Raw genomic sequence first — 16063 nt, 5'->3', positions numbered from 1 at the left:
TCCTCTCCCTTTTTTGTACCATAAAGCACTATTCTCTATTTTCAAGTGCATCAATTAATTGTTGCTCATCCCAAACTTCCACACCTAATTTTGTTGCTTTATCCAACTTGGAACCTGCATCTTCACCGGCAATTAATAGGTCCGTTTTTTTACTAACACTTCCTGTTACGTTACCACCAATTGCTTCAATTCTTTCTTTTGCCTCCGGACGTGTTAATTGATCCATTTTTCCTGTTAACACAATTGTTTTACCAACGAAGGGAGAATCCTCCGGCTGTGTTACCCGCTTCGGACCTAAATAGCTCATATTTACATCTAATCCGTGTAATGTATCAATTAATTCTTGAACATGTTCTTCAGCGAAAAAACGCACAATTGAATCTGCCATCTTTTCACCAATTTCATTAACAGCTATAAGTTCATCAAATGAAGCTTTCATTAAATTATCCATATTTTCAAAATGAACTGATAAAGTTTTTGCTGCTTTTGCTCCAACAAAACGAATTCCTAGACCGAATAGCAGCCGTTCTAACGAATTATCTTTAGATATCTCGATTGCGTGTAACAGGTTCTCAACTGATTTTTCACCCATTCGTTCTAATTCCAGTAATTCCTCTCGCTTTAACTGATAAATATCTGAAATGGTACAAATGAGTTTTGCATCAAAAAGTTGCTCAATTACTTTTTCACCTAAACCATCAATATTCATTGCATTACGTGAAACAAAATGCGTTAAACCTTCCTTTACTTGGGCAGGACACGCTGGATTAATACAACGTAGTGCAACTTCCTCTTCAAGTCGAACTAATTCACTATTACAAGCTGGGCAATGTGTTGGCATGGTGTACCTTTCTTCACCTCCAGTTCGTTGATCCGTTAATACACGGACAACTTCTGGAATAATATCGCCAGCTTTTTTTATCACAACTGTATCATTGATGCGGATATCCTTGTCATGAATAAAATCTTCATTGTGTAGTGATGCACGTTGTACGGTGGTTCCAGCAACTTTAACGGGTTCTAGCTGTGCTGTTGGCGTGACAACACCTGTTCTTCCCACACTTAATTCAATCCCATACAACTTTGTGACTACTTCTTCTGCTGGGAATTTATATGCAATCGCCCAACGTGGACTTTTTGCTGTACTACCTAGTCTTTCTTGGTAAGCTAAATCATCAACCTTGATTACTATTCCATCAATGTCATAAGATAAGTCAATTCTTTTTTCAACCCAACTTTCAACATATGAAATAACTTCTTCAATTGTATTACATTTGTGCCATTCCGGATTCGTTTTAAGGCCTAATGTTGCTAAATATTCTAGTCTCTCACTATGGGCAGTTAATGTACCGGCTTCCCATTGTCCAACTGCATAAAGGAAAATATCAAGGTTACGTTTAGCAGCAATCTTAGGATCTAGTTGTCTTAAAGATCCCGCAGCAGCATTACGTGGATTGGCAAACGGTTCTTCACCATTTTCCTCTTTTGCATCATTCAAAGCTAGAAATGACTTTTGTGGCATAAATGCTTCCCCACGAACTTCAATTGTGTTCTTTTCGTCTATTTTTAACGGAATACTTCGAATGGTTTTCAAATTACTTGTAATATCTTCCCCAGTTGTCCCGTCCCCTCGCGTTGCACCTTGCGTAAAAATACCGTCTTGGTACCGAAGCGAAACGGCTAAACCGTCAATCTTTAGTTCACAAACATAAGTTACCTCATTAACACCCAGCCCTTCACGAACACGACGGTCAAAGTCCTTTAAATCAGCTTCATTAAATGCATTAGCTAAGCTAAGCATTGGCACATTATGTTGTACCTTCTGAAAGCCTTCTAGCGGTTTTCCACCAACACGATGCGTAGGTGAATCGGCTGTGACAAGTTCAGGGAATTGTTCCTCTAATTCACGTAACTGTTGCATTTGTCGATCATATTCCGCGTCTGGCACACTAGGATTATCCAATACGTGATATTCATAATTATATTGTGTTAAGGTTCGACGTAATGCTTCTATTTCTTTTGTTGCTTTTGTCTTATCCATTCTTACATCCACCTCAATTTATTCTTTGGTAATCGGAGCGAATTTTGCTAACAATCGTTTAATACCTACTGGAGCAGGGAATGCAATATCCAATTCCATTGATTCGCCTTCTCCTGATGCTCTAACAACAGTACCTTGGCCCCATTTTTTATGATTTGCTTTGTCACCAACTTGCCAGCCAAGTTTTTCTCCACCAGTTGTTGTTTTTTGTGCAGCTTTTTTAACAGCTTGCTTAGGAGGTGCTGCAAATGGATTTGGTTTTTGTTTTTCTATTTTCGACTTTCCAAACATTTGCTCTTTAGCTTCTTCCATACCTTCTAGAAGCTCATCTGGTATTTCATTGATAAATCGACTAACTGGATTAAAATTAGTTTTGCCATATAGTGTACGCATCTTCGCATGAGATAAATGAAGGACCTGTTCAGCTCGGGTAATTCCGACATATGCTAAGCGGCGTTCTTCTTCCATTTCTTCTTCATCCATAAGAGATCGATTGTGTGGAAATATACTTTCTTCTAATCCTACTAAAAATACAACTGGAAATTCTAACCCTTTAGCTGCATGTAGTGTCATTAAAGTGACTTTATTGTCAGCAAAAGGATCATCATCAACACGATCAATGTCAGCGATTAACGCTAAATCAGTGAGGAATGCTAACAATGTTTTGTCCTCACTATTTGCTTCAAAGTGTTGTGTTACTGTTTTAAATTCTTCTAAGTTTTCTAATCGACTTTGTGCTTCAATACTACGTTCATTTAGAAGCATTTCTTCATAGCCTGTCCGCTTGAGTACTTCTTCAACCATATCAGTTGCTGTTAAAAACTCTTGCTGCTGTGTCCAATTTTTAATCATTGCACCAAAAGCCGCTAGTTCTTTGGCAGCTTTTCCACTAACACCAGCAAAATCAACCTCTTGGACAGCTGTGTATAATGAAATGCCATGGTCCGCAGCATAAGCTTGTAATTTTTCTAGTGATGTTTTTCCGACGCCTCGTTTTGGCTCATTGACAACACGAGCAAAACTAAGGTCATCATCTGGATTTGAAATTAAACGTAAATATGCAAGCATGTCTTTAATTTCTTTTCGATCATAGAACTTTGTACCACCAACAATTTGATAAGGAATATTTGCTTTCACAAAAGTTTCCTCAATTGATCTTGACTGTGCATTCGTCCGATATAGTATGGCAATATCTCGATAATTGTAGTCTTGTGATTGGACATAGGATTCTACTTTATCCGCTACATACAACCCTTCATATTGCTCTGTTTGTGCTTGGTAGTAGTAAAGTTTTGATCCAGAAGTATTCTCCGTCCATAGTTTCTTGTCTTTACGTCCTGTATTCTTTTTAATCACTTCATTTGCAGCCTGTAATATCGATTGTGTAGAACGGTAATTTTGTTCCAGCATAACAACGCGGGCACTCGGGTAATCTTTTTCAAAAGACAATATATTTTGAATATCAGCACCACGCCAACCATAAATAGATTGATCAGAGTCCCCAACAACACATAGATTCTGGTATCGTACAGCCAATTGTTTCACTAAATAGTATTGTGCATGGTTCGTATCTTGGTACTCATCCACGTGAATATATTGAAACCTGCGTTGGTAATATTCCAATACTTCTGGCACACGTTTAAAGAGTTGAATTGTTTGCATAATGAGATCATCAAAATCAAGCGACTGATTTTTCACAAGTGTTTTTTGATACGCTTTATATACTGTGGCAATCTGTTGTTCATAGAAATTGCCAGCTTCTTTTTCATATTGTTCCGGCTCTATTAAGCTATTTTTGGCTGAACTAATTGCTCCCAACATTGCTCTTGGTTCAAACTTTTTCGGGTCAATATTGTTTGCTTTTAGCACGTTTTTGATAACCGTTAATTGATCACCACTATCTAAAATTGAAAAGTTACGATTATAACCGATTCGATCAATATCTCTTCTTAAAATCCGAACACACATAGAGTGAAAGGTCGATACCCAAATCTGATCTGCTTCAGGTCCAACAAGTCGCGCTACACGGTCTTTCATTTCGCGAGCCGCTTTATTAGTAAATGTTATCGCTAATACACTTCTTGGTGAGATTTCTTTTTCATCTAATAAGTAGGCAATTCGGTGGGTCAAGACACGTGTTTTCCCACTTCCAGCCCCTGCCATAATTAATAACGGACCGTCCGTATGTCGTACCGCTTCTTGCTGGCGTGCATTTAACTCATTTAACAATTTTTCCATTTTTTGACCCATTATTCCACCACCCTTATCCTTCTTTTACTGCTTGTACTGTTTCTATAGCTTGGTCAAAGTTATCATAAATACTGTTACCAACAACGATAACATCTGCATATGCAGCCATCTCTTTTGCCTGCTCTTTATTTGTAATGCCACCACCATAAAAAAGTTGTGTTTGCTCTAATTCTCGACTCACACGTTTTACGAGTTGTGAATCACCATACGTCCCACTATATTCTAAATAAAAAATTGGTAAATGAAACATATGCTCCGCCATTTGCGCATAAGCTACAACATCCTCTTCAGTTGGTAAGCTGCAGTTAGCAAGTTGATACGCTTTTGCATTGGGGTTCAAGATACAATAGCCTTGTGCAACAAGTTCATTCCAATCAAGCATGTGTCCAAAGTCTTTAACTGCTTGATGTTGGATGTCCATCATCCATTTTTTCTCCTGGCTATTTAACACCATTGGAATATAATAAAAGTCAAAACCTGGTGTAACAGCATCCATTGTTGAAACTTCTAAAATACAAGGCACTGTATACATACGAATTCGACTTAATAAATGTAAAACACCATCTAATGTAACGCCATCTGTTCCACCGACGATTACTGCATCTGTTCCTGATTCACAGATTTTTGTTAGTTGTTCATCTGAAATTTCCTTGTTTGGATCTAATTTAAATATATGTTTCCATTCTTTTCTATTATACAAAACGCTAGCCCCCACTCACTAGTTATCCATTATTTCATTATACCAAAAATCCGACAAAATTCAGTACTATATCTAGAGAATTTAAAATGAACTAGACTTTTCTAAAGGCTCTTTGCGTAAATATCGTTGCTTTAAATATTCGGACTTGATATGAAATGCGTAATAAATAAATCTGGTGACATTAGCGATAATTCGGCGATATTGAGCATTTATTCGGCGAAAATACCGATAATTCGGCGATATTGCAATTTATTCGGCGAAATCAAAAATAATTCAGCGAAAGTCGAATTATCGCGGTGTTCGATAAATTAAGCAACAATCCTTTAGAAAAAAAGCGTTTCTAAGGGTAGTCTCATTAACTCCATTAGAAAAGCTAGCCCGAATGGACTAGCTACTTATTATGCTTGGTCTGCTGGAAAAACAAGACCAATTTGTTGTCTGGCTTCTTCTAGGATAGAGGCTGTTACTAACGTTCGTTCAAACGTATTAACTGTAGACTCTGTTTGCCCAGCATTAATTGCATCGATAAATGCTTTTGCCTCGTAATACATTGTATTTTCTTTTTGTTCTCTTGTAATATCCTCAACCGTTCCATCTTTGTATCGAATTTCTACTTTAGTTGGCTGGCTAATATTATCCATCAGAATAGAACCGTTTTCCCCTTGAATTTCGGATGGTAGGTATGAATTTGTGATTTTAGAAAACATTACAGCACCATTCATCTGACCATAATCAAACAACACACTGCCTTGTCCATCTACACCAGATTCAAGCATGTACGCATTTGCTAACACTTGTTTTGGTTTACCAAATAGAGCAACCATTGGATAGATACAATAAATACCAATATCCATTAACGAACCATTCGAAAATTCTGGCTTAAACGCATTTAATACGGTACCTTCCTTATATGCGTCATAACGAGAGGAGTATTGACAATAACTCGCAAAGTAACGACGAATAGGTCCTACCTTATGTAAATTTTCTTCAATAGCTTGAAAGTTTGGCAAAAATGTTGTTTTTAATGCTTCCATCAATAATACGCCATTTGCCTGAGCGGCTTCAATTAACGCTTTTACCTCTGTGGTATTTGATGCAATCGCCTTTTCTACAATCACATGCTTACCATTATTCATCGCTTGAATTGCTTGTTCTGCATGAATTGCATTTGGACTTGCAATATAAACAGCATCTATTTGATCACTCGCAAAAAATGCGTCTATATCTGTGTATGTAACTTCAAGTGAGAATTTGCTCGCAAACTGTTTGGCTTTATCCTCAGTTCGTGAATAGACTGCTGCTAATTCAAATTCTTCAACTTCTTTTGCGGCATTAATAAAACTTTCCGTAATCCAGTTCGTCCCGATAATTCCGAATCGTACCATGTAAATTGCCTCCCTAATCTCAAGCCTCTATATTTACTTACTCTTCTTCATTCTCTAATCGCTCCAACACCATTTGATAACCATCATTACCATACGTCAGGCATCTTTTCACACGAGAAATAGTTGTTGTCGATGCACTCGATTCTTCAACTATCGCGTGATACGTATGACCTTCTTTCAACATTTTTGCTACTTGTATACGTTGTGCCAAAGATTGAATTTCACTCATTGTTGCAATATCATCAAAAAATCTGTAGCACTCTTCACGGTCCTTTAATGTTAAAATAGCATCAAATAACTGATCCAACTGTTCGCCTCTTAATTTATCGATCTGCATCGAACGCACTACTCCTTTCAATTGCTGTTTATTCTATCTCTTCTACGCCTGACAAACCAGGGTCCTCAGGAATAATGTTAATCCATGTTTTTCCTGGTACAAAACCTACTTCTTCTCCATCACGAACCGGAATAATTCGACCATCTCGATTTTCCCATTGGATTTTTTGTAATGTGCCTTTTTGAAGGAGGTAAGCATTGCCACCAGATTCTAAGTCAACTTCTCGTCTCCCTGAATCATCAATGACTTCGTGGTGTGTTTCAACAAGAAAGACATTATCTAATTGAATAGCCTCTTCTGTATCTAATTCAACAGTTTGTTCCTCACCATTATAACGTAAATACACTTCAGATGCTGCATCATACACATAGCGTACTGGTGTTGACGTATAATTGAAGGAGATTTCAGAAACTGCTGTCCCATTTATTTCATCATCTTCTTCTAAAAATGGTAATGGTTCATGATTAACTGTTACTTCATACCCTTTTTTTTCTGCAACTTCATACACTGCATCAAACTGCAAATAAGAGTTATGTGGCGCTACGCGAAAGTCTGCGCGTTCAAATAAGTGACCATCATTATCATAGTATGCACCATTTAGATAATCAGCTGCTCCATTTTTGAGCATGTCCTCAATGAAACCAGCAGCACCATGATACACATATAACGCATCATAATTGTCAGCTGTATTAAAATAATAAGGACGAGCACTTCTAACAGGTCCAACTACATCAGGTTGTTCACTTTGAAATAAAGCCATGAATCTGGTGATATTATACTCTGCTAAAATTTCAATAACTATATCCGCCTGTGATAAGCCTGTTTGTGGTCTAGCTTTCGGGTGATTATTAACCATCACAGAAACGATTCGATTATCAACTTCCTGATCTGTTCGCTCACCAGTTAGCGGATAAACATTTGGTAACTTAGGCTCAGGCTTAGGTTCTGTTTCAGATTCGGGCTCTGACTCTTCTACTGGGTCTGGCTCCATTTCTGGTTCCGAATTAGTTTCTTCTGTATTATTTGAACAAGCAATTAATCCAATCAAGAGAAAAGACAATAAGACCAATATCAGATTCTTCTTCATTAACAACACACACCTTTTCTATTATATAAAATATGTAACTTATGTTTGTACAATCGTTTGTTTCAGATAAAATTATAACAAAATTACTCTAAGATAGCATTGCTTCTTTTTAATTTATCAACAATGTAAACACACAAGCATTTATAACAGTTTTTTTCATAGAAATTGAATATCCTCTTTAGCGTGTTTTGATACTAAAAATTCAATACTTCACATTTTCACTTCGGTTTATTATTATTTCTATTACATCAAGAAAAACAAGGGAGAAAAACAACATGCAAACTAAGATACTACCTTTCTGGCAAAGGATCCAGTTCCGAATCACCATAGGATTGGTAATCGTTTTGTTACTTAACACAACTGTTTCTAATTTAATTTTAAGCTTAATTGAACTGACGAACATTAATCTAGGTATAGTCGGAATTTGGATAAATAATTTTATGAATATTATTGTTGCAACGATCTTAATTAGTGCATTATTACCTTATTACATATTGAAACCGATTCAAAAGATGGAGAAAAAAATACAGCAATTCGATAATGGTGAATTAAACACTCGAATTAATACTAAGAAGAACAATGAAATTAGCATATTAGGCGGTCGCCTAAATGAACTTTTTAACAGCATAGAAAAATTTCAATCTAAGCAACAAGAACAAATCCAAGTCGTAGAAGAGAAATCAAACTATATTTCAGAAAACGTTGGGATTCTAACAAATGATATTGAAGCAATTAACCAACATTTTGAATCGATTTCTGCTTATTCTCAAGAACAGTTAAGCTCATTTCAAGAGACAACAGCAGTGGCTGAGAATATGAACAACCAGTTTCAATCAATTGCTTCTGATTTAGATAATGTTAATACTTCTTTTGAGAATATGAAAGTTAGAACTGAAAAAGGTGCTTCACAAATTAATGAGTCTTCTCAAATGATGGAGAAAATCGCAAAACGTTCTGCATCAGAAAAAAATGATATTGTCGACTTAACTAATAAAGTTGAAAAGATTGACGAAGTAGTAACACTAATTAATGATATTTCTGAGCAAACAAACCTACTAGCATTAAATGCTTCTATTGAATCAGCAAGGGCTGGGGAACATGGAAAGGGTTTTTCTGTTGTAGCTGAAGAGGTTCGTAAGCTTGCTGAACGTTCTGTTGATGCAACAGAGCAGATCACACAAACCGTAGAAAGCATATTGAACGAAGTACACAATATCGCAAAACAAGCTGAGAATCGAGCTAGTGCAGTCAATCAAGAATCTACAAAAATCTTAACAATTAATGAAAGTTTTGAAGATATCGCCGCAAATATTGTCTCAAATATACAAGTTATTCAAAACATGAACAAACACACACAAGAAGTTTCTCAATCAAGCTCAGAAATATCAACAACAATGGAAAATGTAACCAAAAACACTGAAGAAACGACTGAGAGCATTATGACGCTTAATACCACATTAACTGACCAGTTAACCAAAACTGAGCAAGTCCAAAAAGAAGTGGCAGATTTAAGAAATAACTTTAAGCACCTTTCTTAAATAACATCCAATCTTCAAATACTCAAAAAGGTTATCATTTTTCTTAAATTTTAATGATAACCTTTTTAAGTATTATTTTTGGCTCTATTATATATAGTTAAGCAAACACTTTCTTCCACGCAACCCAATTGCTAATTACCAATACAACAATATAAATATAAACACCAAAAGGAATTAAGCTAATTAAATAATGTACCAGAGTAAATAGACTCATTGATAGATCAATAAATTCAAATGATCGCACTATAATTTGATAACCTACTAAAATGCTTACGGAAAGAAAGATTTGGACATAATTAATTAAATAATCTTTTAACCATTCACCATCAAAGAAACGTAAAATAAAAATATAAATTAAAGCTGCCAGAACGATTATAAAGAACACAATCAAAATAATCTCAACGAAGAAAATGGCAGCGAACCCTATCCCCTTGAATACTATTGCAACAATAAAAGGAATTAATACGAACGCGCCTGTTAATTGCACCATTTGAACTACTCTCGACTGAAGTCGCGAGATTCTGAAAAGTACGCAAGGACTTTACATAGCAAAAAAACGCCATATTCCATCGTTGCTCCTTTTTTGGGACGCCAATTACCCCACTAAGCACTCGCCCGAAGGTCTGTGTTTGCTTTTGGTGTTCTTGTTTCAGAAATTCGAATTTTTGTTGGGTTTTGTTTTACAATTTCGCACATTTTCTTGAAGTTGTAGCGAAACCCACTTTTCTTTAAAATGTTTGCAGCACCGTTGATATCAGCATTGACAAACGTGCCGTCGGCACTTCTGTATAACCCTCTTCTTACCCTTTTTCCGCTGAATTTTTGTTTTGTTTTCTCACCTTTTCCGTAAATTGGAACGACATCCTTGTCTAAGAAACTCGCTTTGCTTGTGTAAGACTCTTCTTGTTCGTAGAACGCGATTCCGAATCGTTCGCACATTGCTTTTAACTTTTTCACAAATTTTCCATGCGGAATAGAAGTAAACTTTTGATTATTTACTTTCCCGATGTTGGATTCTTTCTTCCAACCTTTGTTATAACCAACAATGACACGTCCAATTTTGTTTTTTAAGCAGTTGTTCACTAAGAAATGAACGACTTTATTCATATAATCATTGATGTAATGGTTGCGATAATCGATTAAGCTCATTTGTTTTCTCGATAAAACCTTTAAGCCATGTTTATCTTTGATTGCTTGTAGTTGAGAATTTCGCTTGTTGTACCACTGGTTTACTGATTTAATTATTTTACCGTCTAGCAAATAAGACGCCCCAGTAGTCGTTAAAACACTTGCGAAATTGTCAATTCCAAGATCGATAGACATCATATTTTTCTTTAGTAATTTCGGTTTTACTTCTTCGACTTGATAGACGTATTCGATACTAAAAAATCTTCCGTCATAACGAGGAGAAAGACGCACCTCTTTTATTTTTTTATCGACTAAATTGGATGGCAATTTGATATTAACTTTGCCGTATTCTCGCTTAAAAGCAGGCGACATCGGCAAAAAGAATGAGCCATCTTTTTGTATTTTGATTTGAGGGAACGTAAGCTCAAAATGACTGTCCTTTGGCAAATAGTTTGGAATGTGAGCTTTTGCGCCTATTTTTCTCAAGGCGAAAAACGACTTAAAATTTTCATCCACTTTCATTAAAATTTGTTGTGCGACGCCAGCATTCAATAATTTATAATTTTCATTGGATTTGCTGATTTTGTTATTTTCATAGTAGTTCAAATATTTCTTTTCTTTGAAGAAATATTGTCTGACATTGTACAACCCGACATTCGCCATATTTTTAGCAAGGTGACACATTGTTTTGGTAGCCAAATATTCTTTTTTCGTTAAATTGCGTAATTGTTGTTTTTGAACTCCGTACATATGTTTTCACCTCCTTAGTTTTATTTTACCAAATTAGCATCAAAAAAGGAGGAAAAAGAGTCAAATTTCTACTTTATTTTCTTTTTTTTATATCTATTCAATTTCAAAAGAACAAAAAACGAAGCCGATTCATCCCATGACTGAAGTTACGGGTGTTCTCGGATTTACCATAAAATACATAAAATTACATTTACAGAAATTCACTTTTAGGTAGTTGATTGCACATAATTTTTATTAACAAAAATAGAGGCACCAATTCAAAATCGAATTGCACCTCTATTTCATCTGTTCTATTTTATTCACATTCATCTATAAAATAAAATTTATTACTCTTTCCTTCATAACGGGAAGTATATGCCCCACCGAGAGCAGTTTCACTTCACATTGCCAATATCACTTCGGTAGAAAAAATCATCTGTTTGATCCAATTGTTTTAAGCAACGATATACTGCTTCATGTGCTTTTTCCATTGTTTCTTGTGCAGATCCAACCAATAAAACACGTCCACCAATAGCTTGAAACTGATCACCTGGTGTCACTTTTGTTCCTGCATGAACGACAAAACAATCTGGATCATTGTGCAATTCAGGCAAAGGTACTTCTTGTGCATAAGCACCCGGATAACCTTTTGATGCAACAACCGTCCCTATCGCATATCCTTTTTTCCAGGTCAGTTTTGGATCATTACTACTTGTTACGTCTTCAATCACTTGCATTAGATCATTTTCCAATAACGGTAAAACAACCTGCGTTTCTGGATCACCTAACCGTGCATTAAATTCTATTACTTTAGGTCCTTCTTTAGTTTCTATCAATCCACCATAGAGAATCCCTGTGAACGATCTTCCCTCTGCAATCATACCTTTCGCTGTGGGCTTTAAAATGTGCTCAACAGCATACGTGATAGTTGCTTGATCAAGATCCGGCACTGGCGCAAAAGCTCCCATCCCACCTGTATTTGGTCCTTCATCATTATCATATGCACGCTTATGATCTCTAGCAGGTAGCATCGGATAAACATTTTCACCGTTAACAAATGCCATTAGCGAGAATTCCTTTCCATCAAGAAACTCTTCTATTACAACACGGCTCCCTGCATCTCCAAAACGATTAGCAGTCAACATTGATTCTACCGCTTCTATTGCTTGCTCAAGAGTAGTTGCAACGACAACACCCTTTCCTGCCGCTAAACCATCAGCTTTCACAACAATTGGTGCTCCCTTTTCTTTTAAATACGCCTTAGCCGCTTCCACTTCAGTAAATGTCCGATAAGCAGCAGTAGGGATCTGATACTTTTCCATAAAAGCTTTTGCAAAATCTTTACTTCCTTCAATAAGAGCAGCTGCTTTAGATGGTCCAAATATTCTTAACCCCTCTTTTTGAAAAGCATCAACTACACCAGCGGTTAATGGCACTTCTGGCCCGACAATTGTCCAGTCAATCTGCTTCTCTTTGGCAAATGCAACAAGTCCTTCAATATCATCGTCTGAAATAGCGACACATGTCGCCTGAGTTGTTATCCCACCATTTCCAGGTGCAACAAATATATCTAACGCTTGTTTACTTTGCTTTAACTTTTGAACGATACTATGCTCCCGTCCACCACTTCCGATAACAAATACTTTCATTTATAATCACCTCAGTTAGGGTAGATGCTTCTTTTACATTAATTAATGTTTGAAGTGGCGCATACCTGTCATTACCATGACAATGCCATGCTTATTACAGGCATCAATTGAATCTTGGTCACGTTTTGAGCCACCCGGCTGAATAATTGCTTTAATTCCCGCTTCAGCTGCTGCTTCAACTGTATCTGGCATTGGGAAAAATGCATCAGATGCCATTACAGCGCCTTTTGCTTTCTCACCAGCTTGTTCAAATGCTATTTGAGCTGCTCCAACACGATTCATTTGTCCAGCACCCACACCTAGCGTCTGATCTGATTTTGCTACAACGATCGCATTTGACTTCACATGCTTAACTACCTTCCAAGCAAACAATAATTCATCTAATTCTGCTTGATCTGGTTTTCGTTCAGTTGCTACCGTAATATCATCTGCAGTTATCACACCGTTGTCTCGATCTTGGACTAACAGACCACCAACCACACTAACTACCTTTTGACTATCTGATTGATCTTTTTCCATTGGTGTTTCTAATAAACGAATATTTGGTTTCACTGTTAAAATCTCTAGCGCTTCTTTTGAAAAGCTAGGTGCAATTACGATCTCAAGGAAAATCTCTTTTAATTGATTTGCAGTTGCTACATCTACTTCGCGATTAAGTGCAACAATCCCACCAAAAATTGATACCGGATCGCCTTCATATGCTTTTTGATAAGCAGTAGCAATTGTGTCACCAATTCCAACGCCACAAGGATTCATATGCTTCACTGCCACAGCTGCTGGCCCTTTGTCAAACTCTAGTACAATCTCTAGCGCTGCATTCGCATCTTGAATGTTGTTATAAGAAAGTTCTTTACCATGTAATTGCTTTGCATTGGCAATTGATGCACCTTTGACATTACCTTCCTTATAAAAAGCGGCTTTCTGATGTGGATTCTCTCCATAACGTAAGGATTGAACTTTTTCATATGTAACCGTATATGTTTCTGGATCTTGCTCTTCTGTGATATCAATAAAATAATTAGCAATCATAGCATCATAGTTTGCCGTATGTCGATAAACCTTAGCTGCTAGCTTTTTACGAAAATCATGAGTTGGCTGTTCAGCTTCTAACGCCTCGATAACAGCTAAATAATCAGTTGGATCAACCACAACTGTTACGTCACGGAAATTTTTTGCCGCTGCGCGTAACATCGTTGGACCACCAATATCAATGTTTTCAATCGCATCTGCTTCTGTAACTTCCGGCTTTGCAATTGTTTCTTTAAACGGATATAAGTTCACGACTACCACATCAATTGTTCCGATAGCACGCTCTTCTAATTGTTTTTGGTGTGATGGATCATCACGTCTTGCAAGCACTCCTGCATGGATAAATGGATGTAGTGTTTTAACGCGCCCATCTAGGATTTCCTCAAAATTGGTGATTGCTGAAACTGGCAAGGCTTTTAAACCTGCTTCTTGTAATGCTTTTAATGTACCACCTGTCGAAATTAACTCATAACCTAACTTGTCTAACCCTTGCGCAAATTCAACTAGATTGCTTTTATCTGAAACACTTAACAACGCACGTTTTTTCATTTTTAGTTCCCCTTTCGATTGGTATGTAAAATTACTTGCTGTATTGTTTGAGGGTAAAGCTTATGTTCAATTCTTTGTATCTGTTTTTGCAAATCTACTTCTGTCATTTCATTCGTCACTGGCAATGCTTCTTGGGCAATAATTGTTCCAGTGTCCATACCTTCATCAACATAATGAATCGTTACGCCGGTAATTTTGACCCCTGCACGAGCGGCTTGCCCGATTGCATCTAACCCCGGAAAAGCGGGTAATAATGATGGATGAATATTCAAAATCCTACCTTCATATTCGTGTAGCAAAGTTGGACCTACTAACCGCATATAACCTGCTAAAACAATCCACTCAATATTGTTCACCTGCAACTGTTCGACAATCTCTTGCTCGAAAGCAGCTTTATCTGGATATTGCCTTGGATCAAATACAAACGTTGGTGTTTGATTTTGCTTCGCCTTTTCGATCACTTTTGCTGCAGGTTTATCAGAGACAAGTAGTGCTACCTCACAATCTAACTCACCTGCTTGGATGGCTGCTATAATAGCATCATAATTGCTACCAGTTCCAGAAGCAAATATAGCGATTTTGTTATTACGCATGAAGGAGCTTCACCCCTGATTCTGCTGTTACCTCTCCAATTCCAAAGGCTTCCTCACCACTATCAGCTAACAACTGTAAAGCTAAATCTAGCTTCTCAGGGGCTACAACAATCGCCATACCAACGCCCATATTAAAGACGCCCAGCATATCTTCTAACGAGAATCCAGCTTGTTTTTGTAAATAAGGAAAGATCGCTGGTACTTGCCAACTATTTTGCTTAATTGCCACTCCCAGTCCATCTGGTAGTGCACGTGGGATATTTTCATAAAAGCCACCACCTGTTACGTGGCTAATGCCTTTAATTGTAAGATCACCTTTCAACTGCTTGATTGCCTTAGCGTATATTTTAGTCGGAGTTAATAAGACATTTCCTAAAGTGTCCCCCAAGCTATCAACGTAATCATTATACGCTAATCCTTTATCTGTAATAATCTTACGAACAAGGGAGAAACCATTGGAATGTACACCACTAGAAGCTATTCCAATCACTTTGTCTCCAACTTCTATCTCTTCTCCTGTGATAACTGCTTGTTTCTCTGCAATCCCGACAACAAATCCAGCAAGGTCGTATTCACCTTCCTGATACATACCAGGCATTTCAGCTGTTTCACCACCAATTAATGCACTGCCACTCTCCACACAACCTGCGCTAATTCCTTTAACGATTTGTTCAATCTGTGTTGGTTTGTTTTTTCCGCAAGCAATATAGTCCAAGAAAAATAGTGGATCAGCACCTTGGGCAACAATATCATTGACACACATTGCGACTAAATCGATTCCGACTGTATCATGTCGATTAAGCTCAAATGCTAACTTCAGCTTCGTTCCAACACCATCCGTTCCAGAAACTAAAACAGGTTCTTTATAAGAAAATCCACTTAAGTCAAAAAGGCCAGCGAATGCACCAACTCCACCAATTACTTCTTTTCGATTTGTCGTTTGGATATGTTTTTTCATTAAGTCAACTGCTTTGTAACCTGCGTGTACATCAACACCAGCGTCTTTATAAATATCACTCATATCAAATTAACTCCTTTAAGGGCTTTT

General features: G+C 37.0%; 13 protein-coding genes. 1 reads left to right on the top strand and 12 read right to left on the bottom strand.

Translation table 11 applies throughout. The features are described 5' to 3' along the window. Positions 1 to 28: 28 nt before the first annotated feature. The 6 genes from ligA to D2K40_RS06005 form a co-directional block, all read right to left on the bottom strand. Complete coding sequence (gene ligA, locus D2K40_RS06030) at positions 29 to 2041, bottom strand: NAD-dependent DNA ligase LigA (protein ID WP_117153962.1); 2013 nt, start codon at positions 2039 to 2041, stop codon at positions 29 to 31. 18 nt (positions 2042 to 2059) lie between these two features. Continuing rightward, on the bottom strand, positions 2060 to 4291 hold the full coding sequence (pcrA, locus tag D2K40_RS06025; RefSeq protein WP_117153960.1) for a DNA helicase PcrA: 2232 nt from the start codon (positions 4289 to 4291) through the stop codon (positions 2060 to 2062). Between the two features lie 13 nt (positions 4292 to 4304). Then, positions 4305 to 4991 carry a heptaprenylglyceryl phosphate synthase gene (pcrB, locus tag D2K40_RS06020; RefSeq protein ID WP_117153958.1) on the bottom strand — a complete coding sequence of 229 codons (687 nt, stop codon included), beginning with the start codon at positions 4989 to 4991 and terminating at the stop codon, positions 4305 to 4307. A gap of 398 nt (positions 4992 to 5389) precedes the next feature. Then, positions 5390 to 6376, bottom strand: coding sequence for a Gfo/Idh/MocA family protein (locus tag D2K40_RS06015; RefSeq protein ID WP_117153956.1), 987 nt, complete (start codon positions 6374 to 6376; stop codon positions 5390 to 5392). A 37-nt stretch (positions 6377 to 6413) separates the two neighbouring features. Then, positions 6414 to 6713, bottom strand: coding sequence for a YerC/YecD family TrpR-related protein (locus D2K40_RS06010; protein ID WP_117153954.1), 300 nt, complete (start codon positions 6711 to 6713; stop codon positions 6414 to 6416). A 28-nt stretch (positions 6714 to 6741) separates the two neighbouring features. Next, positions 6742 to 7800 carry a DUF3048 domain-containing protein gene (locus D2K40_RS06005; protein ID WP_117153952.1) on the bottom strand — a complete coding sequence of 353 codons (1059 nt, stop codon included), beginning with the start codon at positions 7798 to 7800 and terminating at the stop codon, positions 6742 to 6744. 275 nt (positions 7801 to 8075) lie between these two features. Between D2K40_RS06005 and D2K40_RS06000 the strand changes: the two genes are divergently transcribed. Further along, entirely contained in the window at positions 8076 to 9338 is a 1263-nt protein-coding gene (locus tag D2K40_RS06000; protein ID WP_117153950.1) for a methyl-accepting chemotaxis protein, read from the top strand. A gap of 97 nt (positions 9339 to 9435) precedes the next feature. On the opposite strand, the gene D2K40_RS05995 is transcribed toward D2K40_RS06000, so the two are convergent. From D2K40_RS05995 to purM, 6 genes are all read right to left on the bottom strand, one after another. Beyond that, positions 9436 to 9828 carry a hypothetical protein gene (locus D2K40_RS05995; RefSeq protein WP_117153948.1) on the bottom strand — a complete coding sequence of 131 codons (393 nt, stop codon included), beginning with the start codon at positions 9826 to 9828 and terminating at the stop codon, positions 9436 to 9438. Positions 9829 to 9941: 113 nt separating this feature from the next. Then, entirely contained in the window at positions 9942 to 11216 is a 1275-nt protein-coding gene (locus D2K40_RS05990) for an RNA-guided endonuclease InsQ/TnpB family protein (protein ID WP_205417561.1), read from the bottom strand. Positions 11217 to 11590: 374 nt separating this feature from the next. Continuing rightward, positions 11591 to 12844, bottom strand: coding sequence for a phosphoribosylamine--glycine ligase (gene purD / locus D2K40_RS05985; protein ID WP_117153946.1), 1254 nt, complete (start codon positions 12842 to 12844; stop codon positions 11591 to 11593). A gap of 42 nt (positions 12845 to 12886) precedes the next feature. Next, entirely contained in the window at positions 12887 to 14422 is a 1536-nt protein-coding gene (gene purH / locus D2K40_RS05980; RefSeq protein ID WP_117153944.1) for a bifunctional phosphoribosylaminoimidazolecarboxamide formyltransferase/IMP cyclohydrolase, read from the bottom strand. A gap of 2 nt (positions 14423 to 14424) precedes the next feature. Then, complete coding sequence (gene purN / locus D2K40_RS05975; protein ID WP_117153942.1) at positions 14425 to 15015, bottom strand: phosphoribosylglycinamide formyltransferase; 591 nt, start codon at positions 15013 to 15015, stop codon at positions 14425 to 14427. Next, the gene (gene purM / locus D2K40_RS05970; protein ID WP_117153940.1) at positions 15008 to 16036 is read right to left on the bottom strand and encodes a phosphoribosylformylglycinamidine cyclo-ligase; all 1029 of its coding nucleotides are present in this window, start codon (positions 16034 to 16036) and stop codon (positions 15008 to 15010) included. The genes purN and purM overlap by 8 nt, the downstream gene beginning before the upstream one ends. Positions 16037 to 16063: the final 27 nt, after the last annotated feature.

The organism is Paraliobacillus quinghaiensis (genome assembly GCF_003426025.1).
In the GTDB taxonomy this organism is placed as follows: Bacteria; Bacillota; Bacilli; order Bacillales; family Amphibacillaceae; genus Paraliobacillus_A; species Paraliobacillus_A quinghaiensis.
This window is presented reverse-complemented; position numbering and strand designations above follow the sequence as displayed.

Coding starts and splice junctions, on each gene's coding strand:
- ligA (WP_117153962.1), bottom strand. CDS start 2,041: ATGGATAAGACAAAAGCAACAAAAGAAATAGAAGCATTACGTCGAACC.
- pcrA (WP_117153960.1), bottom strand. CDS start 4,291: ATGGGTCAAAAAATGGAAAAATTGTTAAATGAGTTAAATGCACGCCAG.
- D2K40_RS06015 (WP_117153956.1), bottom strand. CDS start 6,376: ATGGTACGATTCGGAATTATCGGGACGAACTGGATTACGGAAAGTTTT.
- D2K40_RS06010 (WP_117153954.1), bottom strand. CDS start 6,713: ATGCAGATCGATAAATTAAGAGGCGAACAGTTGGATCAGTTATTTGAT.
- D2K40_RS06005 (WP_117153952.1), bottom strand. CDS start 7,800: ATGAAGAAGAATCTGATATTGGTCTTATTGTCTTTTCTCTTGATTGGA.
- D2K40_RS06000 (WP_117153950.1), top strand. CDS start 8,076: ATGCAAACTAAGATACTACCTTTCTGGCAAAGGATCCAGTTCCGAATC.
- D2K40_RS05995 (WP_117153948.1), bottom strand. CDS start 9,828: ATGGTGCAATTAACAGGCGCGTTCGTATTAATTCCTTTTATTGTTGCA.
- D2K40_RS05990 (WP_205417561.1), bottom strand. CDS start 11,216: ATGTACGGAGTTCAAAAACAACAATTACGCAATTTAACGAAAAAAGAA.
- purD (WP_117153946.1), bottom strand. CDS start 12,844: ATGAAAGTATTTGTTATCGGAAGTGGTGGACGGGAGCATAGTATCGTT.
- purH (WP_117153944.1), bottom strand. CDS start 14,422: ATGAAAAAACGTGCGTTGTTAAGTGTTTCAGATAAAAGCAATCTAGTT.
- purN (WP_117153942.1), bottom strand. CDS start 15,015: ATGCGTAATAACAAAATCGCTATATTTGCTTCTGGAACTGGTAGCAAT.
- purM (WP_117153940.1), bottom strand. CDS start 16,036: ATGAGTGATATTTATAAAGACGCTGGTGTTGATGTACACGCAGGTTAC.